Annotated in this window: 21 protein-coding genes and 1 pseudogene; 11 read left to right on the top strand and 11 right to left on the bottom strand. The window is 71.4% G+C overall.

The window, feature by feature from the left end:
• Nucleotides 1–66: 66 nt before the first annotated feature.
• Complete coding sequence (locus tag ACWD0Y_RS16050; protein ID WP_450260958.1) at nt 67–978, bottom strand: helix-turn-helix domain-containing protein; 912 nt, start codon at nt 976–978, stop codon at nt 67–69.
• Nucleotides 979–1,408: 430 nt separating this feature from the next.
• On the opposite strand from ACWD0Y_RS16050, the gene ACWD0Y_RS16045 reads away from it, so the two are divergent.
• Nucleotides 1,409–1,780, top strand: a complete 372-nt coding sequence (locus ACWD0Y_RS16045) for a hypothetical protein (RefSeq protein WP_450260957.1) — start codon at nt 1,409–1,411, stop codon at nt 1,778–1,780.
• A 178-nt stretch (nt 1,781–1,958) separates the two neighbouring features.
• Here the strand turns inward: ACWD0Y_RS16045 and ACWD0Y_RS16040 are convergent, their stop codons facing one another.
• Nucleotides 1,959–2,381: a MarR family winged helix-turn-helix transcriptional regulator gene (locus ACWD0Y_RS16040; protein ID WP_450260956.1), complete on the bottom strand. Its 423-nt coding sequence runs from the start codon at nt 2,379–2,381 to the stop codon at nt 1,959–1,961.
• Nucleotides 2,382–2,557: 176 nt separating this feature from the next.
• On the opposite strand from ACWD0Y_RS16040, the gene eno reads away from it, so the two are divergent.
• Complete coding sequence (eno, locus tag ACWD0Y_RS16035; protein ID WP_450260955.1) at nt 2,558–3,865, top strand: phosphopyruvate hydratase; 1,308 nt, start codon at nt 2,558–2,560, stop codon at nt 3,863–3,865.
• A gap of 407 nt (nt 3,866–4,272) precedes the next feature.
• On the opposite strand, the gene ACWD0Y_RS16030 is transcribed toward eno, so the two are convergent.
• Nucleotides 4,273–5,067: an MBL fold metallo-hydrolase gene (locus tag ACWD0Y_RS16030; RefSeq protein ID WP_450260954.1), complete on the bottom strand. Its 795-nt coding sequence runs from the start codon at nt 5,065–5,067 to the stop codon at nt 4,273–4,275.
• 90 nt (nt 5,068–5,157) lie between these two features.
• Between ACWD0Y_RS16030 and ACWD0Y_RS16025 the strand changes: the two genes are divergently transcribed.
• Together ACWD0Y_RS16025 and ACWD0Y_RS16020 are read left to right on the top strand one after the other, a co-directional pair.
• The gene (locus tag ACWD0Y_RS16025) at nt 5,158–5,757 is read left to right on the top strand and encodes a CGNR zinc finger domain-containing protein (protein WP_450260953.1); all 600 of its coding nucleotides are present in this window, start codon (nt 5,158–5,160) and stop codon (nt 5,755–5,757) included.
• A gap of 523 nt (nt 5,758–6,280) precedes the next feature.
• Nucleotides 6,281–6,607: a maleylpyruvate isomerase N-terminal domain-containing protein gene (locus ACWD0Y_RS16020; protein ID WP_450260952.1), complete on the top strand. Its 327-nt coding sequence runs from the start codon at nt 6,281–6,283 to the stop codon at nt 6,605–6,607.
• A 413-nt stretch (nt 6,608–7,020) separates the two neighbouring features.
• On the opposite strand, the gene ACWD0Y_RS16015 is transcribed toward ACWD0Y_RS16020, so the two are convergent.
• The 5 genes from ACWD0Y_RS16015 to ACWD0Y_RS15995 form a co-directional block, all read right to left on the bottom strand.
• On the bottom strand, nt 7,021–7,551 hold the full coding sequence (locus tag ACWD0Y_RS16015; RefSeq protein ID WP_450260951.1) for a GNAT family N-acetyltransferase: 531 nt from the start codon (nt 7,549–7,551) through the stop codon (nt 7,021–7,023).
• A 186-nt stretch (nt 7,552–7,737) separates the two neighbouring features.
• Complete coding sequence (locus ACWD0Y_RS16010) at nt 7,738–8,667, bottom strand: anti-sigma factor RsbA family regulatory protein (protein WP_450260950.1); 930 nt, start codon at nt 8,665–8,667, stop codon at nt 7,738–7,740.
• Nucleotides 8,667–9,293: an STAS domain-containing protein gene (locus tag ACWD0Y_RS16005; protein WP_450260949.1), complete on the bottom strand. Its 627-nt coding sequence runs from the start codon at nt 9,291–9,293 to the stop codon at nt 8,667–8,669. Before ACWD0Y_RS16005 ends, ACWD0Y_RS16010 begins: the two co-directional genes overlap by 1 nt.
• A gap of 125 nt (nt 9,294–9,418) precedes the next feature.
• A complete protein-coding gene (locus tag ACWD0Y_RS16000; RefSeq protein ID WP_450260948.1) occupies nt 9,419–9,850 on the bottom strand; it encodes a VOC family protein in 432 nt (143 codons plus the stop codon).
• 190 nt (nt 9,851–10,040) lie between these two features.
• Nucleotides 10,041–12,140 carry a SpoIIE family protein phosphatase gene (locus tag ACWD0Y_RS15995; RefSeq protein WP_450260947.1) on the bottom strand — a complete coding sequence of 700 codons (2,100 nt, stop codon included), beginning with the start codon at nt 12,138–12,140 and terminating at the stop codon, nt 10,041–10,043.
• Nucleotides 12,141–12,414: 274 nt separating this feature from the next.
• On the opposite strand from ACWD0Y_RS15995, the gene ACWD0Y_RS15990 reads away from it, so the two are divergent.
• The gene (locus tag ACWD0Y_RS15990) at nt 12,415–12,828 is read left to right on the top strand and encodes a DUF4190 domain-containing protein (RefSeq protein ID WP_450260946.1); all 414 of its coding nucleotides are present in this window, start codon (nt 12,415–12,417) and stop codon (nt 12,826–12,828) included.
• Between the two features lie 174 nt (nt 12,829–13,002).
• Here ACWD0Y_RS15990 and ACWD0Y_RS15985 read toward each other — a convergent pair whose 3' ends face one another.
• The 3 genes from ACWD0Y_RS15985 to ACWD0Y_RS15975 all read right to left on the bottom strand — a co-directional run bounded on the left by ACWD0Y_RS15985 (nt 13,003) and on the right by ACWD0Y_RS15975 (nt 17,744).
• Nucleotides 13,003–14,622, bottom strand: a complete 1,620-nt coding sequence (locus ACWD0Y_RS15985; protein ID WP_450260945.1) for a GMC family oxidoreductase — start codon at nt 14,620–14,622, stop codon at nt 13,003–13,005.
• A gap of 66 nt (nt 14,623–14,688) precedes the next feature.
• Nucleotides 14,689–16,287, bottom strand: coding sequence for an APC family permease (locus ACWD0Y_RS15980; RefSeq protein WP_450260944.1), 1,599 nt, complete (start codon nt 16,285–16,287; stop codon nt 14,689–14,691).
• The gene (locus tag ACWD0Y_RS15975; protein ID WP_450260943.1) at nt 16,275–17,744 is read right to left on the bottom strand and encodes an aldehyde dehydrogenase family protein; all 1,470 of its coding nucleotides are present in this window, start codon (nt 17,742–17,744) and stop codon (nt 16,275–16,277) included. The genes ACWD0Y_RS15980 and ACWD0Y_RS15975 overlap by 13 nt, the downstream gene beginning before the upstream one ends.
• A gap of 206 nt (nt 17,745–17,950) precedes the next feature.
• On the opposite strand from ACWD0Y_RS15975, the pseudogene ACWD0Y_RS15970 reads away from it, so the two are divergent.
• The 6 genes and pseudogenes from ACWD0Y_RS15970 to ACWD0Y_RS15945 form a co-directional block, all read left to right on the top strand.
• Nucleotides 17,951–18,276, top strand: a pseudogene (locus ACWD0Y_RS15970) (transposase family protein); the annotation flags it as partial.
• A 155-nt stretch (nt 18,277–18,431) separates the two neighbouring features.
• Complete coding sequence (locus ACWD0Y_RS15965) at nt 18,432–19,136, top strand: VanZ family protein (protein ID WP_450260942.1); 705 nt, start codon at nt 18,432–18,434, stop codon at nt 19,134–19,136.
• Between the two features lie 51 nt (nt 19,137–19,187).
• Complete coding sequence (locus ACWD0Y_RS15960; RefSeq protein ID WP_450260941.1) at nt 19,188–19,883, top strand: response regulator transcription factor; 696 nt, start codon at nt 19,188–19,190, stop codon at nt 19,881–19,883.
• The gene (locus ACWD0Y_RS15955; protein WP_450260940.1) at nt 19,876–21,024 is read left to right on the top strand and encodes a sensor histidine kinase; all 1,149 of its coding nucleotides are present in this window, start codon (nt 19,876–19,878) and stop codon (nt 21,022–21,024) included. Before ACWD0Y_RS15960 ends, ACWD0Y_RS15955 begins: the two co-directional genes overlap by 8 nt.
• 502 nt (nt 21,025–21,526) lie before the next feature.
• Nucleotides 21,527–22,252 carry a dienelactone hydrolase family protein gene (locus ACWD0Y_RS15950; RefSeq protein WP_450260939.1) on the top strand — a complete coding sequence of 242 codons (726 nt, stop codon included), beginning with the start codon at nt 21,527–21,529 and terminating at the stop codon, nt 22,250–22,252.
• Nucleotides 22,253–22,552: 300 nt separating this feature from the next.
• Nucleotides 22,553–22,951: a CU044_2847 family protein gene (locus tag ACWD0Y_RS15945; RefSeq protein ID WP_450260938.1), complete on the top strand. Its 399-nt coding sequence runs from the start codon at nt 22,553–22,555 to the stop codon at nt 22,949–22,951.
• The last annotated feature ends 9 nt before the right edge of the window (nt 22,952–22,960 follow it).

Below are 22,960 nucleotides of genomic sequence, written 5' to 3'. Positions count from 1 at the left end.
GGCTGGGACGGGCCCGCAGGTCGCATAACGGCACCCGGTCATGCGAGACGGGGGAGGTGCGGCCGGTCAGGTCTGCTCCGCGGTACGCAGGGCTCGCGCCAGCCACTCCAGCTCCCCGGTCGCGTCGGGAGACGAGTACTGTCCGCGCACGCGGGCGACGAGCCCGCGGTAGCGCTCCATCCCTGCCTCGATCCCGGCCTCCAGGCACAACAGCACGGCGGCCCGATCGGCATCGCCGAACAGCTCGGACAATACTTCGGCCGCTGCCCGTCCCTCCGGAGCGATCCCGCGTTCCCTGACCTCCGCGACGGTCTGCACGACCTGCCTGGCCCACCAGATGGACGCCCCGGGGGGACGGCTCCGCCCCGGGGCCGGGGCGCTCAGCTCCAGCATGGTGCGCATCCGGGCGCGGAAGCCGGGGTCCCGGACCAGCTCGGCCAGTTCGATCCAGGCGTCGACCTGCTCGGGCGAGGGGTCGTCGGGCAGTTCGATGCTGAAGGCGCGCATGCGGTCGTGCAGGCGCGGGTCGACGTCGAGACCGCCGAACACCTCCTCCTTGAACTCGTCGACGATCTGCTTGCGTTCAGCGGCGGAAAGCCGTGCCAACCGGTTCATCAGTGCTGTCTCCTCAGCGGTCGAACCACGTTTCGATACGGTGGACAGAACGGCCCGGCTCACCTTGAGGGAACGGATCTGCGCGTCGAGCGCGGCCACGTGCGCGTCGGCGACCTCGGCAACCGTGGTGCGGCCGCTCAGGACGCGGCACACGTCGTCGAGCCCGAGGCCGAGCTCCCGCAGGGTGCGGACCAGCTCGACGCGGGCCACGGAATCGGTGTCGTACAGCCGGTAGCCGCTCGCGGAGCGGGCCACGGGCGGCACTGCTCCCCTGTCCGACCAGAAGCGCAGGGTGCGCACCGGAAGTCCGGTGCGGTGCGCGAGCCGGCCGATGGTGAGCACGTCGGGGTGTTCGTCGTCCATGGCGAGATCATGGACCTTCCAGCCGCTGGACACTCAAGCGCCTGTTGCCGTGAACCGGCGCCTCCTGCGCCTCGGGGATCTCCACGCCGGAGTCCTCGATGACGATGTCGGCCGGTTCGGGTCCGCCGCGTACTCCGGTGTCGAGGTGTCCTCACCGGGACGCGCGCACGCCCCACCCCCGAGGAAGCCGGCGTGCCCCTCTTCGGCGGCGAGCGCCGCGTTCCCGGACCGTGCTGCGGCCGCCGGCCCGCACCCCGCGCATGGACGACGCGAAGATCCGGTACGGGAGCCCGGCGCCGGACTTCGCCCCCGACGTGCGGATCGTCACCTGCCTCGCCGGCCCGGGCGACCGCTGAAGGCGCCTCGGTCGCCCGGCCTTGCCGTCATGGCCCGAACGAGGCCAAGGTTCGCTTTCACGATCACTCAGGCAGTGACGCTCGTCGGCGCCCTGACCTCATTCCTGGCGACCACCATGGCCGAGCGCACCCGGCACCAACGGGCCATGGCGACACGCCGGGACGAGCGCAGACTCGACACCTGCATCGAGTACGCCACGTGTGTAAAGGAAGTATCCAGCACGGCCGAACGAGCCCGCCAGGCGGCAGAAGGAACGGATGACCGGCGGCAGTGCCTCGCCGCGATGGAGACAGCCGAGTCGAGGAGGTCTGTGCTGTTCGAGATCCTCGTCCTCCCGGCGTCACCGGCGGCGATCGAGGCCGCCCACGAAGACAACCTCGTCCTGTGGCAGGAGGAGATCGCGACCAGGAACGACGGCGCCACCCCCCCACGGAAGGGAATCTGACAGACCTGATGAACCGCTATCGCGAACAGGCCCGAGCCGACCTGGGCGTTCCTCGCGGCGCCCGGCGAGACCAGTGCGTGCCCCGGCAGACGACGTTTGCCCGTGCAGGGGCGCCCGCCGCGGTGCGTCCTCTCGGCGTGCCGGGCGTCGCGAGGGGCGGACGTCGCCTGCCGGGGCGCTAGTGTGCGGCGAGCCGCTCCAGCAGGGCGGCGCTCCGCGCCAGCAACGCCCGCTCCTCTTCCGTGAGTTCGGCCTCGATGGCCTGCGCGAGCCAACCGGCCCTGCGGCCGCGCTCCGCTTCGAGCGCGGCCCGGCCCGCGTCCGACAGTTCGACCAGCGACTTGCGGCCGTCCGTGGGGTGCGCCCGACGCGTGATCAGGTTCTGTTCCATGAGCAGCCCCACCGCCCGGGCCATCGACTGGGGGCGTACGCGCTGATCGGCGGCGAGGTCGCTGGTGGTCATGGCGCCGTCGCGGTCGAGTGCGCCGAGCACGGCGACCTGGCCCAGCGGGATGCGGTCCTCGTGTTTGACGCGTCGGGTGAGCTTGCCCATCGCTGTGCGCAGTTCGGCGGCGATGGCGGCGGCTTCCGAGGTGGGCATAGGGCACTTTACCCCGTTGGTCAGCAAAGCTGTGCACCTGACCTGCACAGCAATGCTGTACAGCGAAACTGAACAGCAAAACTGATCAGCATTGCTGTACGGTTTGGTGTTGTCGGGCTCAGCGCCAGCGTTGTCGCAGCCGGGGCCACGGCACACGACAACGGGGAGGAACTCCCATGTCCGCAAAGGCAGTAGGAACCGTCAACGCCACCATCGAGACCGTCACCGCCCGCCGGATCATCGACAGCCGGGGCAATCCCACGGTCGAGGTCGACGTCGTCCTGGCGGACGGTTCCCTGGGGCGCGCGGCTGTCCCCTCCGGCGCCTCCACCGGTGCCCGGGAGGCCGTGGAACTGCGTGACGGAGACTCCGCGCGCTGGCACGGCAAGGGCGTCGACCGCGCGGTGGCCCACGTCAACGGGGAGATCGTGGCGTCCGTGCGCGGCCGGGACGCGGCGGACCAGGCGGGTCTCGACGCCGCGCTGGTCACCCTCGACGGCACCGCCACGAAGTCCCGGCTCGGCGCCAACGCGATCCTCGGCGTCTCCCTCGCCGCCGCCAAGGCCGCCGCGGCGGCCCACCGCCAGCCCCTCTACCGCTACCTCGGCGGCGCCGAGGCCCACCTCCTGCCGCTGCCGATGATGAACATCGTCAACGGCGGCGCCCACGCCGACAATCCGCTGGACTTCCAGGAATTCATGATCGTGCCCGTGGGCGCGGACACCTTCGCCGAAGCCGTCCGCATGGGCAGCGAGATCTTCCACACCCTGCGCCGCGATCTGCTGGCCGCCGGGCACTCCACGGGCGTCGGCGACGAGGGCGGCTTCGCGCCCGCGCTGCGTACCGCTGAGGAGGCGCTCGACTTCGTGATGACCGCCATCGAACGCACCGGCTACCGCCCCGGCACGGACATCGGCCTGGTCATGGACCCGGCGTCGTCGGAGTTCTTCCGCGACGGCGTGTACGACTACGCGGGCGAGGGGGTGCGCCGCACCCCCTCCGAGAACGCCGACTACCTGGCCAAGCTCATCGACGCCTACCCGGTCGTCTCCATCGAGGACCCGATGGCGGAGGACGACCTGGACGGCTGGCGCGAGCTGACCACCCGCGTCGGCGACCGCTGCCAGCTCACCGGCGACGACGTGTTCTGCACCAACGAGACACTGCTGCGCGAGGGTATCCGTACCGGCGTCGGGAACTCGGTCCTGGTCAAGGTCAATCAGATCGGGACCCTGACCGAGGCGCTGGCCGCGGTGGCCACGGCCCACCAGGCGGGCTGGACGGCTGTCATGTCGCACCGCTCGGGCGAGACGGAGGACACCACCATCGCGGACCTGGCGGTGGCGACCGGTTGTGGTCAGATCAAGACCGGCTCCCTCTCCCGCTCCGACCGTACGGCGAAGTACAACCAACTGATCCGGATCGAAGAGGAGTTGGGCGACTCGGCGCGCTTCGCGGGCCGCTCCGCGCTGCGTCGGGCGTGAGCGGCGGGTAGAGGTGCGGGCCTCCCGATCACGATCGGGGGGCCCGCACGCGTGCCGGGGAGACGAACCTTCTCCTCCTGGGTTCACCCTCGTGTGACCTGTGCATTCCCGGACCGGTCGGACCGGTCGGCACGGTCGGCCGGATGGAGCCGGCCAGGCAGGCCGTGGAGAAGCCGTGGGCAGGCCGGGAGTTGCCGCGCCGGCGCGGTGCCCCTGGCTCTCCAGCGGGCGGGCGGCCGTGTTCCAGGCCCAGCCGCCGGCTCGGGTGCCGTGGACCAGGGCAAAGGTGCGCGACATGCGAACGCCTCTGTGCGGGGTGGGCGGTGTCCGTGGCGAGGACCTGCTTTCACGCTCGGCAGGTCCTCGCCACGGACAGGGACGAGTGGTGGGAGCCCGGCGGGGGACGGTCAGCCCTGGTGCCCCCAGTCCACCCGGTCGGCCAGACCGGCTGAGGCGAAGGCGGCCTCCAGCTCGTCGCGGCCCTCGGTGAAGTGGGACCAGCTGTCGTAGTGGACGGGGACCACGCGGCGGGCGCCGAGGAGCTGGGTGGCTTCGGCGGCCTGGGCGCTGTCCAGGACGATCAGCCCGCCGCCGAAGATTTCGGCGAAGCGGGGCGCTCCGGCGAAGAGGAGGGCGGTGTCGATGGGGGCGAAGCGTCCGGCGATCTCCCGGACGGCGTCGAGGGAGGCGTTGTCGCCGCTGACGTAGACGGTGGGCAGGTCCTGGCCGGTCAGGACGAAGCCGATGACCTGTCCGGCGATCGGTTCGACTTCTTCGCGGGGGCCGGGGCCGTGGATGGCGGGGACGGCGGTCACCGTGAGCGCGCCGCCGCCGGGGCGGTCCAGCTCGATGGACTCCCAGTCGGCCAGCCCCTTGGCCTTGTCGCCGAGGCGCTCACCGCCGCCGGTGGTGGTGAGGGTGAGCGGGATGCCGGCGAGCAGGGCGCGGCCGGCGTTGTCGAGGTTGTCGTCGTGCTCGTCGTGGGAGAGCAGGACGACGTCGACGGGACCGAGGTCTTCGGGGGTGCCGGTGGAGGGGGCGGTCTTGGTCAGGGCCGGGGCGCCGGGGCGCGCGGGGTAGGTGCAGGGGGCGTCGAAGGTGGGATCGGTCAGAAAGCGCAGGCCGCCGTACTCGAACAGGGCCGTGGGGCCGCCGAAGGCGCGGACGGGGAACTGGCCGGTGGGTGTGATGGCAGAAGACATGAAGGATTACCTCACGGATGAATAGGGGTTTATCCGTGAAGTGACCGTAAGCGCTTCTCATGGATACATGCAACCCGTACCATGAGGTTCATGAGTGAGACCGTGAGTGCCGAGCCCGGCCCGCCGCCCGCGCCGGGCGCGGAGCAGTACCCCTCCCTGGCCCTCGCCAACAGCGTCGTCGCGCTGCCCGGCGGGCACTTCGTCGACTTCCTCGGGACCCCCGCAGGGGCGAATCAGTGGCTGACCGAGCGCGGCCTCGCCCCGGTGGACGTCGGCATGCGGGAGATGTGCGCGACACAGCTGCGCTCGCTGCGTGAGCAGATCAGGGCCCTGTTCGCCTCGCGCGTCGCCGGGCTTCCCGCTCTCCCCGCCGCCCTGTCCGCCGTCAACGACGCCCTGACCAGGGTTCCCACGGCCCCGCTGTTGCAGTGGGACGAGAAGAACGGCCCTTACCGCGCGGCGCCGCACCCCACCACCGAGATCGTCGACCACGCTCTGGCGACCCTCGCCGCCGACGCGGCCGACCTGCTCACCTCTCCCGACGCCGAACGCCTCACCGCCTGCGGCTCCACTCCCTGCAACCGCTACCTGCTGCGGCACGGCCGCCGCCACTGGTGCTCCACCCGCTGCGGCGACCGTGCCCGCGCGGCCCGCGCCTACGCCCGCCGCACCCGGTCCACGGCGGACTGAGCGCGCAGCCGGCTCGCCGCACGGTCTCGCCGGGAGCGCGCCGGGGGTGTGAGCAGCGCGCCGATCGTCGTCCACCGGTCGTCCCGCGCCGGTGGCCGGGGGCACCGTGTACACGCACGGCCGGGACGAGGCCCCCGGCACCGCCTGCAGCGACCACGACCTGGTGGTGTTCCTCGAAGGGCGGGCGTCGGCGATCCCGAAGGCGTGCCGGGCGATCCCCGGCGGGTGCGATGTCCGTGACCGGCGGCTCGAAGTCGCCCACCCCGCGACGCCTGCCGCGCACCGCACCGCCGACAGGCCGGGGCAACGCGCTGCCCGCGTTCCGCGCCGGCACTGGCGGGAAACCTGCGGAGGCCACTTCGGCGAGGGGGGAGGCGGCCTCGCGCATGGCGGTGCGGCGTGGCGCGGGGGTGAAGGTGAACAGCTCGCTGTCGCCCATGTTCTGTACAGGCGTCCTGTTGCGCCCCTGAGCAGGAGATGTCCAGCGAGTTGGCCTCGAAGGCAGGGGGCGAGGAGGTGGCGTATGGCCAGACCCGGTGTCTCTGTGGAGGACATTCCCCGGACTTCTCCGGCCCGGGCGCGCACGGTCAACGAGGCCGAGATACGCGCCTCGCTCGAGACGATGAGCTCGTTGGACACCGAGGCGTGGTCGAGGCCGACCGCGTGCACCGGTTGGACCGTCCGGGACATGGTCGCCCACGAGGTGGGCCAGTTCGAAGAGCTGCCCAAACCCTGGCTCATGATCACGCGCATCCGCCGGGCCGGCGTGCACACCCTGAGCCGGGCGCACTCGACGGCCACAACGCGAGCCAGGTCGAGGATCGCGGAGAAGTGCCGGGAGAGCGGCTGATGGAGGAGTTCGCTCGCATCGCCCCGAAGGGAGCCCGCTCATTGGCTCGTATGCCGGCGCCGGTACGGCGTCGGACGCGCACGAGGAACTCCTCGCGTCCGGCGGGAGGCGTGGCGAGCATCATCATGCACAAGCCCGCCTCGCCGGTCTCTTCAAGAGCCGGCGCGGCCATGGAGAAGGCCGATGGCCACCCGTGTTCATCCCGAACGACCCGAGCAACGGTGAGCAGCGCACGCGCGCTCTTGAAGGCCGCCGCCGCGAGATCGACGACCACCTGCTCCCTCAGGCGCGGGTCGGGGGCCCGACGGCACGGGCGGCATCACCGGCCGGTATGGACCGTGCCAGGACCGACCGGCGGGAAACCGTTCCGGACCCGCTGGAGGTCCTTGTCGCCGGGCGTCCTGCCCCCGCCGTCAGCGGACCCGCCGGGCCAGCACCTGTCCCGGCCAGGTCCCGGACAGGAAACGATCGGTGGGGATGAAGCCGCTGCGCTCGTAGAACGCGACGAGTTCGCCCCCGCCGCCCGCGTAGCAGTCGACCCGCAGCAGTTCCACGCCGGCCTGCCGGGTCTCCTCGACGGCATGGGCCAGCAGCGCCGCCCCGATGCCCCGGCCGGCGTACCGCCGGTCGGAGACCAGCAGCCGGACGTACCGCTCAGGTTCCTCGGCCGGCGCGATCGGCACCTGAGGGCTGGGCCCAGAGTCCAGTACGAGGGCTCCGACAGGTGTTCCGGCCAGTTCCGCGATGTGTGGGGCGTTCTCGGTCATGTACCGCTCGACCCGCGCCACTCCGCCGGGCTTCTGCGAATACGGTGTCGTGCCCCACTGCTCGGTATTGCCGCGATCGTTCATCCAGGCCACCGCGGAGTCGAGCATGTCCAGCACGGCTGGTGCGTCGGCCAGGTTGCCCGGCCTGATCCGTATGTCAGGGGTGGTGGCGTTCACGGAGGAAGCTTAGACGGTGGCGGGCGGGCCAGTGCGGCGGACCGGTGCACGGCGACCCGGGCTGCCTGGCGGCCCCCGGACCGCCGGCCCGGGGGCCGCGTCATCGCTGTCCGCCCCCGAGCCGCTGAGCGGGTCCCTTGCCGGGGCCGGCCTGTACGGCGGAAGCCCCGAGTCGCTGAGGCAGAATCAGCCGCTGCTGAGGTAGCAGCGGATGGCCGTACCGTCGGGTCCGGTGTGGATGCGTACGAGATCGGCGAGGTAGTGCACCAGCAGCAGACCCCGGCCGCCCTGCTGGTCCCGTGCGGGCGGGCGACGGCCGGCGAGCGGATCGCTCAGGTGCCCACGGTCGCGGACCTCGCACACCACCTGGCCGTCGTCGGTCCACATGCGTACAGTGCCCGAACCCCCGCCGTGCACGACGCTGTTGGTGGTCAGCTCGGCCACGATCAGGGCCACGTCCTCCAGCCGGATACCGGACAGACCGAACCGCGCGGCCTGCTCGACCGCGAAGTGCCGGGCGCCCGGCAGGCCGTCGGCGTCGAAGACGAGTTCCTCGGTGGTCGCCGTGTGTGCCAGGGGCTGGTTGTAGTGGGCGATCACATGCTCGGGGGCGTAGGCGTGGCTGCGCCGCTCCTGGCCGCCGGAGATGACGACGGGGTGGGTCGCGTAAGCGTCGGTGAGTATCTGCTCGTCGAGGCGGCCGGCGTCGTAGGGGCAGAGAATGGTGACTTCCCGGCCTTGGAATGCCGGGTTGATCAGCGCCTCGTGCTGGACGCACGCCGGGTACTCCACACTGCTGCGGCCGGCCCAGATCGGCTCACCGATGATCCGCACCCGCGTCTCCCGGTGGGCGTCCGCGAAGGCGCGCAGCACTCTGGGGATGATCCGTCCTGGGTTGCGCCCCGCCTCGGTCATGTCGAGGAACTGCACGTCTGCGGCATCCTCGCCCAAGGCCGTCTTGAGGATCGCCAGATTCGGCCCGGGAACGGCGACCGCCACCGGCTCTCCGGCCTTCAGGCCGTCGCGGATGAAGGGCACCGTGCCGTGCAGGTATTCCTTCTCGCCCCGGTAGAACAAGGCGGGATGAACGAACGGCTCTACGGCCGGGGCAGTCATCACGCCACCACCTCGAGGGTGGGCAGGTCCGGCCAGAACATGTCCAGCACGCGCCGCAAGGCGGCGGGCGGCTCTTCGAGCACGATGCGTCGCCCCTCCGGAAGGCTCTGGGCGGTCACCGCCAAAGCCGAGACACCAGCGACGTCGACGAAGGTGACCGCGGAAAGCTCCAAGTGGAACACCTCTTCGTCGCTCATGGCAAATTGGTGCAGCGTCTTTTCCCAGGCCGGGCGTGTGATCAGACTGATCTCGCCGGCCGCTTGCCAGCCCGGCCGGTCCGCCAACGGGCGCACGCGCAAAGCGCCCGTGGACCCCATGGACCGGGCCGACGATGCTGGCAGCGCATTCGCCTCCCCTGAACTGTCCACGCTGTCCCCCTGGGTTACCTGCCGACTGAGCTCCCAGTATCCCTCATCGGTGAGGTCGTGTGAAAGCGGCAGCACGGCGGAGGCGGCCTGCGGAGTCCGCTCCGTCGTCGGCGACGGGCCGCCGCCCCGGTTGCCGGGGCGTTCGTGCTCAGCCAGCAGGTCGGCGCACTCCGCCGGGAAATCGCCATCCGGCGTACCGCGGGAGTCCAGCGCGAGGAGCTGCTGCTTGCCGGACAGGCTGCCCGCGCCCGTCTGCAACGTCTGGGTCAGCTGACGGCGGCCCCGGCATCCAGCCGGGACGGAACTGCTTCGGGGGAGTGGGCCGAGGACGGCCGGCAGGCGGGCGGGGGCCGGACGGCCGGCTCCCGCCCCGCCCCTGCCGCTCAGCGCTCCGACAGCTCCGACGGGGCCTCCTGGACCACCCAGCCGTTGCCGTCCGGATCCTCGAAGGACATGAACGAGTTCCAGGTTTCGCCCTTGCCGTCCTCCCAGCCCCTCGCGCCGACGTGGCGGATCGGGGAGACGTCCACGCCCCGGCCCAGCAATTCCTCGCGGGCCGCCTCGATGTTCGTCACGCAGAGCTGAAGGCCCTGAAGCGTCCCCGGTTCCATCTCCTTCACACCGGGGGCCGTGGGCATCCCGTGGAGCATCGCGATCGAGCACCGGGAGCCGGGCGGTGTCAGCTGGATGATGCGCATACCGGGGGCGACCTCGTCGTCGAGGTCCACCTTGAAGCCTGCCTTGTCGGCGTAGAACTCCTTCGCACGGTCCATGTCGGTGACAGGGACCGGAACGACTTCGAGTGTCCAGTTCATGAGAAAACTCCTCCGGAACGCCAGCGGATCTTGCCGAACGGATCACCCCGGTGAAGCCGAGGACCTCACGGTGCGACGGCGAACACCAGGGCGAGTACACCGTCGCCCATGAGGGAGCCGCCGCGCACGCCGACCCGCCAGTACGGCCCCACCGGTACGGCCCTACTCGGGGGCGCCCGCTCGCGGCCCGTCAACCGGGGCGGTCGGCCGGATCCGGCCGGGGCGTGACGCCGATGCGGGCGGCCAGCAGGGCGATGTCGTCGTCGGCGGAGGCCGGAACCAGGCGGGTGATCAGCGAGTCGCACAGATGGTCGAGCGGCTGCTGAGGCTCGGTGAGGAGCTGGGTGAGGTCGGTGAGACGTTCGTCGATGTCGCGGCCGCGGGCCTCGATCAGGCCGTCGGTGTACAGCACGAGGACGCTGCCCGGGGGCAGGACGACGTCGGTCGTGGAGAAGTCGATGCCGCCGACGCCCAGGGGCGCGCCGGGCGGGGTCTTGAGCAGGCGGACGGTTCCGTCGGGCGCCGCCGCTGCGGGCGGCGGGTGTCCGGCGCGGGTGATGGTGCAACGGCCTGTGGCGGGGTCGCAGACGGCGTACAGGAAGGTGGCGAGCATCGGCTCGGAGAGGTCGGCGAGGGTGGCCTCCAGCTGGTGCAGCAGTTCGGCCGGGGGCATGTCGAGGCGGGCGAGGGCCCGGACGGTGGCGGACAGCCGTCCCATGACGGCGGCCGCGGCGATGCCGTGCCCCATGACGTCGCCGATGAGGAGGGCCGTCCTGCCGTCGGGGAGGTGCAGTACGTCGTACCAGTCGCCGCCGACTTCGTTGACGTCGCTGGCGGGCAGGTAGCGGTGGGCCACTTCGATGCCGGGCGGCGGGGTGATGTGCTGCGGCAGCATGCTGCGCTGGAGGACGACCGCGGTCTCGTGTTCACGGTGATAGAGGCGTGCGTTGTCGATGCTGACGGCGGCCCGGGCCGCGAGTTCGCCGGCGAGGGTGACATCGTCGGACCCGAAGGGGCCGACGGGCCGGGTGCGGTGGAAGGTGGCGACGCCGAGCACCAGGTCCCGGGCGACCAGCGGAACCATCATGAAGGAGTGCACGCCCGCCCTGAGCAACTGGGCCGGTGCGGTGGAGTGACGGGCCGCGGGGGCGATGGCCCGCTCGTCGAGGCGGGTGACCAGGAACGGCTGACGGGCGGCGAGCGCCTGGGTGTACGGGGCCGCCGCGGGAAAGGTGAGGGTCCTGCCGAGCGGGGCCAGGATGTCGGTGATGGCCGACCCGGTCAGCGGAGCCTTGCCCAGGCGCCGCAGTGCGACGCCGCCGCCGAGGCCCGTGCCGGGCTCGTCGCCGTGGGCGAGGGTGTCCAGTATGTCGACGGTGACGGCGTCGGCGAGGCCGGGGGCGGCCAGGTCGGCCAGCTCCTGGGCGGTACGCTCCAGCTCCAGGCTGGCGCCCATGCGGACGCTGGCCTCGCTGAGCAGGGCGAGCCTGTGCCGGCCCGCCTCGGCCTCGGTGTGGGCCCGCTGCTGCTCGGTGATGTCGAGCAGCGAGGCGATCACACCGATCGGCCGGCCGCCGGGATCCTCCACCCGTACGTACGAGCACGACCACACCCGGTCGTGCTCCGGATCGGCGGGGGTCCGCCCGACGCGGCGCCGGTCGAGGACCGGCTCCCCGGTGTCCAGCACCTGCCGCATCGCCTCCTCCATCTCCTCCGCGTTCACCTCCGGCAGCAACTCGGCGAGGCGACGGCCCACGTGCGCGGACTCCGGGAGCCCGTTCATCGCTTCCAGCGCGGGGTTGGCCTGCAGAAACCGCAGATGTGTGTCGAGTACGGCGATACCGACGGGTGAGCGGGAGAACAGCCCGTCCCACACCGCCGACGACCCTCTGATGCGGCGCGCCGCATGGGCTTCGGCGGCGAAGACCAGCATCGCCGAGGCTCCGAGCCGCCCACTGTGCACCGGACAGGCCCAGATCTCCAGCTCCATCGGGTGCCCCTCACGGTGCCAGGCGGTCACCGTGCCCATCACGCCCCGCCCGGTGGCGGCCGTCTCCCACAACGACCGCCCGAGGCTGCGGTCGGCCCCGGGGTGCAGAAGCTCGGCGATGTGCCGTCCCACCACCTCGGGCGGAGCGTAACCGAGCAGCTCCTGTGCGACGTGGTTCCACCGCACGATCGTCCCGTCGGCGCTGGTGGCCACCTGCGCGACGTCCAGGGCGCCCAGCCACCCACCGGCGTCCTGGGCCGCCCCGCTGATCAGCTCCCCGATCCGGGCCTGCTCGTCCATCCGCAACCCGCCCCCTCTCGAACGGCCGGGAGTACGAGTTTTCGACGGCGGAGTGTTCCAGCGGCAGCACGGGCGCGAGGGCACTCCACATACCCATCCTGACCCCGCCGGCCCCGGACCGCCCTTCGGCAGCACACGCAGGGGCGTGTCCGGCGGATCCCGTGCCGCGTGACGGCCGAGGGGGCGGCCGGGGAGGCATTCGTTGTCGGAGCCGGGGCACAAGGGGGCACGTACAGCAACTCGTTGGCACGGAAGCAGAGATGAGTGTGATGACGTGTCCTTCTCCCACCACCCTCAGACGCCGGACGACTACGGGCAGACTTCCCCGGACACGGGCGTGAAGCGGAGCAACGGCCTGGCGATCGCCGCACTGGTTCTCGGCGTCGTGGCGATCCTCCTCTTCTGGACCGTCTTCGGCGGAATCCTGCTGGGTCTGCTGGCGGTGATTTTCGGGATCATCGGCGCACGCAAGGCACGCGGGAGCCGGGCACCCCACGGCAAGATGGCGATCATCGGCGCGGTCCTCGGCGCACTCGGGCTGATCGCGTCCGTCGTGATCATCGCGATCGGCGCGTCGGTCCTCAACTCCGAGGAGTTCAAGAACTTCGACGACTGCGTCCAGCAGGCCGGGACGCAGAGCGAACGCGAGGCGTGCGAGCGGGACTTCAACAAGAACATCAACGACTGACACCAAAGACTGACCCGTCGGCCTTCATGGGCCGCACCGCGCCCACGGGAGACGACACGGCGGCACCGCGCGCAACGGTGAGAGCGCGCTGCCGCCGTGTCCGGCCGTGCCGAGCGGTGGTGGAAGCGAGGGCTCCGGCCGGGACCGTTCCCGCACCGCCCGCTGCCCGGCCGTTCAGGCCGTCCTGATCAGATCGGCACACTTCTCGCCGATCATCATCGTGGTGATGCACGGGTTGACCGTCGTCAGGAGCGGCATCACGGACGCGTCGGCCACCCGCAGCCCCGTGACTCCCTTGACCCGCAGCTGGGGATCGAGCGGCGAGCCGGCGTCGTCCACCGCGCCCATGCGCACGGTGCCCGCCGGGTGGTAGACGGTGTTGTGGGTGTCGCGGATGTACGCGAACAGCTCGTCGTCGGTCGTGGCCTGCGGTCCGGGTGCCAGCTCGGCGCCGGCCCAGTCGGCCATCGGGGCCTGCGCGACGATCTCGCGGGCGAGCCGCAGGCCGTACGTCATCACGCGGATGTCGTGCTCGTGCGTGAAGTAGCGCGGATCGACCTTCGGCTTGTCCCGGTAGTCCCTGGTGCGCAGCCGGACCGTTCCCGTGGAGCGGGCCCGTGTGACGTTCGGCGTGAGACAGAAGGCGTTGTCCGTCGTCGGATAGCCGCGCCGGTACGTGTTCAGGTCGAACGGCACCGAGCCGTAATGGAACATCAGGTCCGGCCGGTCAAGACCTGGTTCGGTGTGGGTGAAGATGCCGATCTCCCACCACTGGGTGGACGACGAGACCATGGGCTGCTTCGCCTCCCACATGATCACGCCCTCCGGGTGGTCCTGGAGGTTGGAGCCGACCCCGGGGGAGTCGACCCGTACCTCCACACCGCACTCGCGCAGATGCCCGGCCGGCCCGATGCCCGACAGCATCAGCAGCTTCGGCGAATCGATGGCGCCGCAGGCCACGATCACCTCGCGCCGGGCAGCGACCGCCCCGGTGTGAACGGTGTCGGGCTCCAGGTACTCGACGCCCGTGCAGCGCCGCCCGGTGGCGCCGCCGCCGCCCGTGCCGCCGCCCGCGCCGTCGTCGGGGCCGTCGTCGAACAACAGCCGTCTCGCCAGGAGGCCGGTACGTACCTCCAGATTCGGCCGCCTGCCGAGCACCGGGTGGAGGTACGAGACCGACGCGGAGGAGCGGATGCCGTCCGGGCGGGAGTTGATCTGGAACCAGTGGGCGCCGCGCACGACCGTGGTACCGGCGTTGAACGGCGTGGTGGGGATGCCGGCGGCGACGCATGCTTCGAGCAGAGCCGCGCCGCACGGGTCCTCGGGCGGGACGGTACGGATCGTCACGGGACCCGAGCGGCCGTGGTGGTCCCCGGGCGCGTCGTTGCTCTCCAGGCGCCGGTAGAGGGGGAAGCAGTCGGCGGCGCTCCAGCCCGTACAGCCCAGCGCGCCCCACTCGTCGAGGTCCTCGGCGGGTGCCCAGAAGGCGATGCAGGAGTTGTGCGAGGAACAGCCGCCGAGCACCTTGGCCCGGGCGTGCCGCATGAAGCTGTTGCCGTTCTCCTGGGGCTCCACCGGATAGTCCCAGTCGTAACCGGACTCCAGCAGGGCCATCCAGCGGTCCAGCCGCAGGATGCTGTCGTCACCGACGTCCGACGGCCCGGCTTCCACCACGCAGACGGTGACGTCCGGGTCCTCGGTCAGCCGCGCGGCGACGACGGCGCCGGCTGTTCCGCCGCCGACCACGACATAGTCGTACTCGGGCAGGGGGCGCGGAGGGCGTGCTGAGGGCATTGCGTCTCCAGGATCGGCGTATCGGCGTATCGGCGTATCAATGCATCGACGGATCGGATCAGGGGTTCAAGGTGTGCCCCGCGGCGGCGTGTCCTCGGCCTCGAAGCGGTGCTCGTCCAGTACGCCGGTCTTGTGCCGCTGCACGAACCAGTAGTACGCGAAGCCGCCCAGCGCGACGATGCCGATGAAGAGGAACGCGCCCCACCGCAGATACCAGTGCTGCGGCCCCGTCGCGTTGTACACCTCCGCGCGCGGCCACGCGAGGTTGATCGCCATGGCCGTGCCCCACAGCACGGCGGCGATGTTGACCGGCAGGCCGAACCTGCCCAGCGAGAAGTTGCCCTCGGCGGGATGCCACTTGCCGCGCAGGCGCCTGAGCAGCATGGGGACGGTGACCAGGAGGTAGGCCACGTAGATCATGATGATCGCGATGCTCGTGATCACCGAGAAGATCTGCGGCTGATTGATGTTGATCACCAGGATGACGACGGCCACGACGCCGATCAGGACGGCGGGCACCACGGGCGTCTGGAACCGCGGGCTGACCCGGGCGAGCCGCGAACCGGCCGGCAGGTTGTTGTCCCGGGCCATGGCGAACATCAGCCGGATGCCGGCGGCCTGCACGGCCAGTACGCACACCGTGATCGCGACGACCACGGCCCACAGGAAGATCTCACCGATGGTCGAACCGAGTGTTTCCAGTACGACGTACTGGAGACCGCCCGTGGACAGTTCCTCCGCCGCGAGATCCGGTACGGCCATCAGGGCGAAGAGCAGGATCAGCCCGCCGATGAGGAACGACGCGACGAGCGCCCGCAGGATGGCGTGGGGCGCGTTGCGGCCGGGGTTGTGCGACTCCTCGCCGAGTGACGAGGCGGTGTCGAAGCCGTACATGACGTACGCGGAAGCGAGCGAGGCGGTCAGGAAGGCGCCGAGGTAGCCGAGGTTCTGGCCACTGCCGAGCCCGTACGTCTCCGTCAGGACGTTGCCGGGCCCGCGCGTGATGTGCGCCGCGAGGAAGATGATCAGGGCGACGGCGGCGATCAGCTCGATGAACACCCCGGCCGAATTGATCCGTGCCATGAGCTTGACGCCGAAGGCGTTGACGAGGGTGGAGAAGAGGACCAGCACCGAGCCGAGGAGCACGGCGTTGGCCGCCGCGTCCGTCCTGCCGCTGCCGTCCCCGACGAACTGGAACCAGGCGTCGATCTGCGGCAGCGTGATCTGGTACGCGAGTGCCACGGCCGAGAGCGTCACCATGGTCGCCGTCATCATCATCCAGCCGCCGAGCCAGCCGACGTGCGGGCCGCCCATGGTCTTGGCCCAGTTGTAGACCGAGCCGGCGACCGGATAGCGAGCGGCCAGCTCGCAGAAGCACAGGGCCACCATCAGCTGGCCGGCGAAGACCATCGGCCAGGACCACCAGTAGGCGGGACCGCCGAAGGTCACGCCGAAGTAGAAGAGCTGGAAGGTGCCGGTGAGGATGGAGATGTAACTGACCCCGGCGGCGAAGGTGTGGAAGTTGCCGAGGGTGCGTTTGAGCTCCGGGCGGTATCCGAGTTCGCCCAGGGCGTCGTCGTCGTGCTGCGTCTGGGTGCGGGCAGGAGTCTCGGGTTCCGGATCTTCCGGGCTCCGGTCGGCACTGTCCGTACTCACTCGAACCATCTCAGCGGGCTCGGCGCGAGGTTGCGCCAGATGTGTTTGGCCTCCTGGTACTCGGCCAGACCGGCGGGGCCGAGTTCCCGGCCGAAGCCGGACTGCTTCATCCCGCCCCATTCGGCCTGGGGCACGTACGGGTGGAAGTCGTTGATCCACAGTGTCCCGGCCCGCACCCGGGACGCCACCCGCTGGCCGCGCGCCACGTCCTCGGTCCAGACCGCGCCGGTCAGCCCGTAGACGGTGGCGTTGGCGAGCGCGACGGCCTCGGCCTCGTCGCGGAACCGCTCGACGGTGAGCACCGGGCCGAAGGACTCGTCGCGTACGACCGACATGTCCGGGGTGCAGTCGTCCAGCACGGTCGGCAGGTAGTAGAAACCGTCCTGGAGGGCGGGGTCGTCGGGCCGGGTGCCCCCGCAGCGCAGTACCGCCCCTTCGGCCAGCCCGGCCGCCACGTATGCCTCGATCTTGTCGCGGTGCGCGGCCGAGATCAGCGGTCCGGTACGGGCGTTCTCGTCGAAGGGGCCACCGAGCGGGATCGCCCGCGCGCGCTCGACCAGTTCGTCGACGAACGCGTCGTGCAGCTCGTCCTGGACCAGCAGCCGCGCCCCTGCCGAACAGACCTGGCCGGAGTGCAGGAAGACCGCCATCAGGGCGTGGTCGACGGCGGCCTCGAAATCGGCGTCGGCGAAGACGATGTTCGGGTTCTTGCCGCCCAGCTCCAGAGCGACCTTCTTCACCGTCGGGGCGGCGGCCGCCATGATGCGCCGTCCGGTGACGAGCCCGCCGGTGAACGACACCATGTCGACCCGCGGGTCCTCGGTCAGGGGCGCACCCGCGGTCGGTCCGGCGCCCAGGACGAGGTTGGCCACTCCGTCCGGCAGGCCGGCCTCGGCCAGCAGCTTCATCAGCATGATGGCGGTGTGCGGCGTCAGCTCGCTGGGCTTCAGTACGAACGTGTTCCCCGCTCCGATCGCGGGAGCGACCTTCCAGGCGGTCTGGAGGAGCGGATAGTTCCACGGGGTGATCAGCGCGCACACGCCGACCGGTTCGTGCACCACTCTGCTGTCCACGCCCGTGCTGCCCGTGTCGACGATCCGGTCGGAGCCGCCGGAGGCCGTCAGGTTGCCGAAGTAGCGGAAGCAGCGGGCGATGTCGTCCATGTCGTACCCGCTCTCGACGAGCCGCTTCCCGGTGTCCAGGGATTCGGCTCGCGCGAACGCGTCCTTGTCGCGTTCCAGCAGCTCGGCGACGCGCAGGAGAAGCCGCCCGCGCTCGCCGGCGGGAGCCGCCGGCCAGGGGCCGCGGTCGAAAGCGTCCCGGGCGGCGGCGATCGCCGCCGATACGTCCTTGGGGCCAGCCTCGTCGACGGTCGCCACCAGGGTGCCGTCGGCGGGGCAGCGGATCTCGCGAACCTGCCCGTCGAAGGCGGCGGTCCATCTGCCACCGATGAACAGCTCCGGCATGGGGACTCCTCCGGGTCGATGGGCGGGCACCCGTGCGGCGCCCTGCCGGGTCACGCCCTCGCGGCGCTTCACCGACAGACAACGCCCTGTGAACGAGACTAAGGAGGAGCGGCCGCGTCCGCAGTGCGGGAGCCGTCATCCGGCGGAACGGGCTCGGAGGGCAGGCGGTCGCTCGCGCGCCCCGACAGGTGTCGACGGGCGGTCCGGGACCGTTGGTCCCGTCAGCATCTCCACCTCTCCACCTCTCCGCAGCGGGTGAGAACTGCCGGTACTCGACGAACCCGCAGGTCGTCGTCGACGCCAGCAGTGCCTCGCGGTGTCCGTCGGCCTCCCGCTGCCCGGCAGCCGCAACGACTGCCGGGCGTTCAGCTGATCCGGCGTTGACCGGGCCTGTCGCGGAGCTCCGATCACCGCCGACGGTGGCTACCGGGGCACCGGTGCGCTCATCCCGCACCGCCGACGGCGGGGCCGACAGCACCTGAGTGCCGAGCAGGAGGCCGGGAACAAGGTGCACCGCACAGCACGCGCCCGCGGCAGCTGGGCCGGCGCGACCACCGGCGGCGGGACCGTCTCACTGCCGGCTTGCGCCGGTTCCTTGGTGCCGTGGACCCCGTGTATCGCGGTGTATCGCGGACGTATCGAAAATCGCATACGCCACCGCAACGGGCCTCCGTCTCCCATGGGGGCATGAACCACAGCGCATCCCTGTCGGCACCGCCCCGCCGCACCCGCAGGATCGTGTTCCTCAGCCTGGCGGTCCTCGGCGTGGCGAGTGGCCTGTTCGTCGTGCAGGGGCCGCTCATGATGGCCGCGCCGCGGTGCATGGCCGGGCGGTGGCACGGTTGTTTCGACACGTTCAACGGTGTGCTGCTCATGACGGTGGTCACGGTGCCGTTGGCCGTGCTGGTGGCGTGGGCTCTGGCGCGTCGGCGGCGGGCCGCCGGTGTCGCGTCGGCCTGGCGGCTGTCGCTGGCCGAGGTGGGCATGGTCCACGGGACGGTGCCGTTCCTGTGGCTGACGATGATGCCGGGCGGCGGCGCCGGCGCCGTCCCGCCCCGGGTGAGCCTGGTGCCGCTGCGGGACCTGGTCGTGATGGGGCCGCTCGGGGTCGTCGGCAATCTGCTGATCTTCGCGGCGCTGGGGTTCTTCGCGCCGATGCGGTTCGCGGCGCTGGCGTCCGTGCCGCGGATCCTGGCCCTCGGGGCGGGCTGCTCGATCCTCGTCGAGACCACGCAGTACGTCCTGCCGCTCGACCGGGTGACCTCCGTGGACGACGTCCTGGTCAACGCCGCCGGCGCCGTGCTGGCCGGGCTGGCGTCCCGCCGCTGGTGGCGCACCAGGGCGCAAACGCCCTCGGACCGGCCTCGCCCCGAGCCGGCACCGGCGGGCTGAGCTGAGGCGCCTGTCCGGTGAGCACGCCGGCGGGCTGCTTAGGCTTCCGTCATGCGCGTACTGATCGTGGAGGACGAGCCCTACCTGGCCGAAGCCGTCCGTGACGGTCTGCGGCTGGAGGCGATCGCCGCCGACATCGCGGGCGACGGCGACTCCGCCCTGGAACTGCTCAACGTCAACTCCTACGACCTCGCGGTCCTCGACCGTGACATCCCCGGCCCCTCCGGCGACGAGGTCGCCCGGCACATCGTCGCCTCCGGCAGCGGCATCCCGATCCTCATGCTCACCGCCGCCGACCGGATCGACGACAAGGCGTCCGGGTTCGGACTCGGCGCCGACGACTACCTCACCAAACCGTTCGAGCTGCGGGAGCTCGTCCTGCGGCTGCGGGCGCTCGACCGCAGGCGCGCGTACGCCCGGCCCCCGGTCCGCGAGATCGCGGGCCTGCGGCTCGACCCCTTCCGCCGGGAGGTCTTCCGCGACGGACGCTACGTGGCGCTCACCCGCAAACAGTTCGCCGTGCTGGAAGTCCTCGTCGCCGCCGAGGGCGGGGTCGTCAGCGCCGAAGAGCTGCTGGAACGGGCCTGGGACGAGAACGCCGACCCCCTCACCAACGCCGTGCGCATCATCGTCTCCGCGCTGCGCAAACGGCTCGGCGAACCACGGGTCATCGCCACGGTGGCGGGTGTCGGCTACCGCATCGACACCGGCCCCGGCACCACCCGCCCCGGCAGTACGCATGCGTAGACGCCCAGGGCTCAGCGTCCGGCTGAAACTCACCCTCAGCTACGCCGGGTTCCTCGCCGTCGCCGGCACTCTCCTGCTGGCCGTGGTGTGGGTGTTCCTGCTGCGCTACGTACCCGACAACCCCAAGGGCCTCCTCGGGATCGCGCCCAACCGCTACCTCCTTGTGCGCACCTTCGTCCCCGCCGCGGCCGTGGCGATGTTCTTCCTGCTCGTGTTCGGCCTCGTCGGGGGATGGCTCCTCGCCGGCCGGATGCTCGCACCGCTCACACAGATCACGGCCGCGGCACGGACGGCCGGGAACGGATCGCTGTCCCACCGGGTCCGCATGGAAGGCCGCCAGGACGAATTCCGTGAACTCGCCGACGCGTTCGACACCATGCTCGGACAAGTCGAGTCCCACGTCGCCGAGCAGCAGAGGTTCGCCGCGAACGCCTCCCACGAACTGCGTACCCCGCTGGCCATCTCGCAGGCGCTGCTCGACGTCGCCCGCAGGGACCCCACGCGGGACCGAGGCGAACTCTTCGAACGCCTGCGGGCCGTCAACACGCGCGCGATCGACCTCACCGAGGCCCTCCTGCTGCTCAGCCGCAGCGACCGCGGGAACTTCACCCACGAGAGCGTCGACCTCTCCCTCGTCGCCGAGGAGGCCGCCGAAATCCTGCTCCCCCTCGCCGAACAGCGCGGGATCACGCTCGACGTCACCGGCGGAGCGACACGGGCCGGCGGCTCCGCGGAGCTCCTGCTGCGGATGATGACGAACCTCGTCCAGAACGCCGTCGTCCACAACCTCCCCGCCGGCGGCACCGTGACGGTCCACACCGAAGCGCAGGGCGACGCGAGCGTGGTGCGGGTCGAGAACACGGGGCATCCGCTCCCACCGGAACTGGTGCCGACCCTCACCGAACCCTTCCAGCGCGGAACGGAACGCGTACGCACCGACGAGCACGCCGGTGTCGGCCTCGGCCTCGCCATCGTGCACAGCATCGTCCGCGCCCACGACGGGGCCCTCGACCTCGTCCCCCGCCCCGCCGGAGGTCTCCTCGTCACGGTCCGGCTTCCCGGCACGCCGTATCGCCCGGCTTCACAGCCTCACCCGTACGGGACAGCGCCCGCCCCGTACGGGACAGCCTTCGACGAATGAACGCCGGGGCTGCTCCCACCTGCCCCGGGCGGAGCAGCCCGGGAGCACCTGCCCGGACGGAGCGGTGACGACCGCCACGGCGCCGAACACCGCCTGCGGGTTCGGCCATTTTTCTCCTCGGCGGTGAACGAGCCGCCCGGAACGGGCAGCATCAGCACCGCCGGGCCCGCCGCGTCGAACCGCCCGGCCCCCTGGAAGCCGTCCGTGAGCAAGCCGGGTCCGCCCTGGCCCAGGGCGATGTGCCGCCGCTCTTCGGGTGGTTGTCTCAGGTCGTGTCGCCCAGGTGGTGTCTCGGGCGCAGTGACTGCGGTCGGACAGGGCTCCCTCAATGGCGTGGCGTGGCGTGGCGTGGCGACGGCCGGCGGCCCGGTTCGCATCGGCGTCGGGGTGCTCCGCCGGAACCAGAGCCTTCCACCGTGCCCCCACGGGCCCGCGTCCGCGCTGTTCTGCCGACGGTGAAGACCGGCCCGACCGGGTCCGACGATCACTACAGTCCAGTCTCATGACGACGGTTACCACGCGCACGGTCGAGTACCCGGCCGACGGCCTGACGATGACCGGGCACCTCGCGCTCCCGGCCGGTGTCGGCCGCCGGCCCGCGGTGCTGCTCGGACCAGAGGGCATGGGGCTCAGCGACGTCGAGCGCCGCCGGGCCGATGCTCTCGCCGAACTGGGATACATAGCGCTGGCCTTCGACCTTCACGGCGGGCGCTATTTGGGCGACCCCGAGGAGATGCTGGCCCGTTGCCTGCCGCTGCTCGCCGACCCCGACCGGATGCGGGGCATCGGCCATGCGGCGCTCGACGTGTTGCGCACCGAACCGCGGACCGACCCCGACCGGATCGCCGCCGTCGGCTACGGCACCGGGGGCGCCGTCGGGCTGGAACTCGGGCGCGACGGCGTCGACCTGCGGGTGATCGGGACGGTCAACGCACTGACCACGGGCCGGCCGGGCGAGGCGGCGCGCATCCGTTGCCCGGTGTGGGCCGGGGTCGGGTCGGAGGACCCGATCATGCCGCCCGCGCAACGGGACGCCTTCGCCGCCGAGATGCAGGCCGCGGGCGTCGACTGGCGCCTCGTGGTCTACGGCGGAGCCCTGCACGCCTTCCACCACCCGCCGGTCGACCACCCCGTGGTCCCCGGCGTCGGCTACCACCCGCAGCACGCGCAGCGAGCCTGGCGCGACGTCGTCGGCCTGCTCGCCGAGTGCCTGCCCGTGACGGAGTGAGCCAGAGCGCCAGGACTGCCGTCGTCATGACACGACAGCGGAGAAAACGACACCGAACCTGAGGAGCTGCGGCAGTGGGGTTCTTCGGTTTTGCCACTGACCGGGTGAGGGCGCCGAGACCGCCGGGTACGCCGCGGGCAGTGCCGAGGGACCGGGATGTCCGCCGGCCCGGACAGCACCTCCAGCCTCTCGGTACCCGTGCCGTCCGGCGACCGCACAGTACCGCCCCGGTGCCCAACTCGGCCCGGATGTCGGCGTGTTCACGTAACCTGAGAGCACCAGGGGAACAGGGGGTACCAGATGACATACGCCGGTGAGATCCGGCTGGCGGACGGCAGCGGTGTGCTGGTGGAGATCGCCGACGGCGAGTCCGCCGGGATCGACCGTGTCGGGCGGGCGGCGGCGCTCGCGCGTGCCACGTCGGAGACCCTGCAGGACGCCATGGGGCATGTGCGGCCCGCCCTCGACGTCATCGCGGCGGGCCTGCGGGACATGGCGCACACACCGGACACCGTACGCGTGGACTTCGGCATCAAGCTGACGGCTGAGGCGGGCGTGGTCGTCGCCAAGGCGGCGTCGGAGGCCAACTTCACCGTGAGCGTGGAGTGGCGGCCCCGCGCCGAAGCAGAGCCGACGCCCCTGCCGCCGGAGGCGCGGACACGAGCGGCAGGCCCGGACCCGGCTGCGGACCCGGCGTAGCAGGCGCGT

The sequence above is a fragment of the Streptomyces altiplanensis genome, from assembly GCF_053591575.1.
Note: the sequence above shows the minus strand (reverse complement) of the source record. Positions and strands in the feature narration are given on the sequence as shown.

Coding starts and splice junctions, on each gene's coding strand:
- ACWD0Y_RS16050 (WP_450260958.1), bottom strand. CDS start 978: ATGGACGACGAACACCCCGACGTGCTCACCATCGGCCGGCTCGCGCAC.
- ACWD0Y_RS15985 (WP_450260945.1), bottom strand. CDS start 14,622: ATGCCCTCAGCACGCCCTCCGCGCCCCCTGCCCGAGTACGACTATGTC.
- ACWD0Y_RS16020 (WP_450260952.1), top strand. CDS start 6,281: ATGGCCAGACCCGGTGTCTCTGTGGAGGACATTCCCCGGACTTCTCCG.
- ACWD0Y_RS16010 (WP_450260950.1), bottom strand. CDS start 8,667: ATGACTGCCCCGGCCGTAGAGCCGTTCGTTCATCCCGCCTTGTTCTAC.
- ACWD0Y_RS16030 (WP_450260954.1), bottom strand. CDS start 5,067: ATGTCTTCTGCCATCACACCCACCGGCCAGTTCCCCGTCCGCGCCTTC.
- ACWD0Y_RS15950 (WP_450260939.1), top strand. CDS start 21,527: ATGACGACGGTTACCACGCGCACGGTCGAGTACCCGGCCGACGGCCTG.
- ACWD0Y_RS16025 (WP_450260953.1), top strand. CDS start 5,158: ATGAGTGAGACCGTGAGTGCCGAGCCCGGCCCGCCGCCCGCGCCGGGC.
- ACWD0Y_RS15960 (WP_450260941.1), top strand. CDS start 19,188: ATGCGCGTACTGATCGTGGAGGACGAGCCCTACCTGGCCGAAGCCGTC.
- ACWD0Y_RS15955 (WP_450260940.1), top strand. CDS start 19,876: ATGCGTAGACGCCCAGGGCTCAGCGTCCGGCTGAAACTCACCCTCAGC.
- ACWD0Y_RS15975 (WP_450260943.1), bottom strand. CDS start 17,744: ATGCCGGAGCTGTTCATCGGTGGCAGATGGACCGCCGCCTTCGACGGG.
- ACWD0Y_RS15945 (WP_450260938.1), top strand. CDS start 22,553: ATGACATACGCCGGTGAGATCCGGCTGGCGGACGGCAGCGGTGTGCTG.
- ACWD0Y_RS15965 (WP_450260942.1), top strand. CDS start 18,432: ATGAACCACAGCGCATCCCTGTCGGCACCGCCCCGCCGCACCCGCAGG.
- eno (WP_450260955.1), top strand. CDS start 2,558: ATGTCCGCAAAGGCAGTAGGAACCGTCAACGCCACCATCGAGACCGTC.
- ACWD0Y_RS15980 (WP_450260944.1), bottom strand. CDS start 16,287: ATGGTTCGAGTGAGTACGGACAGTGCCGACCGGAGCCCGGAAGATCCG.
- ACWD0Y_RS15995 (WP_450260947.1), bottom strand. CDS start 12,140: ATGGACGAGCAGGCCCGGATCGGGGAGCTGATCAGCGGGGCGGCCCAG.
- ACWD0Y_RS16000 (WP_450260948.1), bottom strand. CDS start 9,850: ATGAACTGGACACTCGAAGTCGTTCCGGTCCCTGTCACCGACATGGAC.
- ACWD0Y_RS16040 (WP_450260956.1), bottom strand. CDS start 2,381: ATGCCCACCTCGGAAGCCGCCGCCATCGCCGCCGAACTGCGCACAGCG.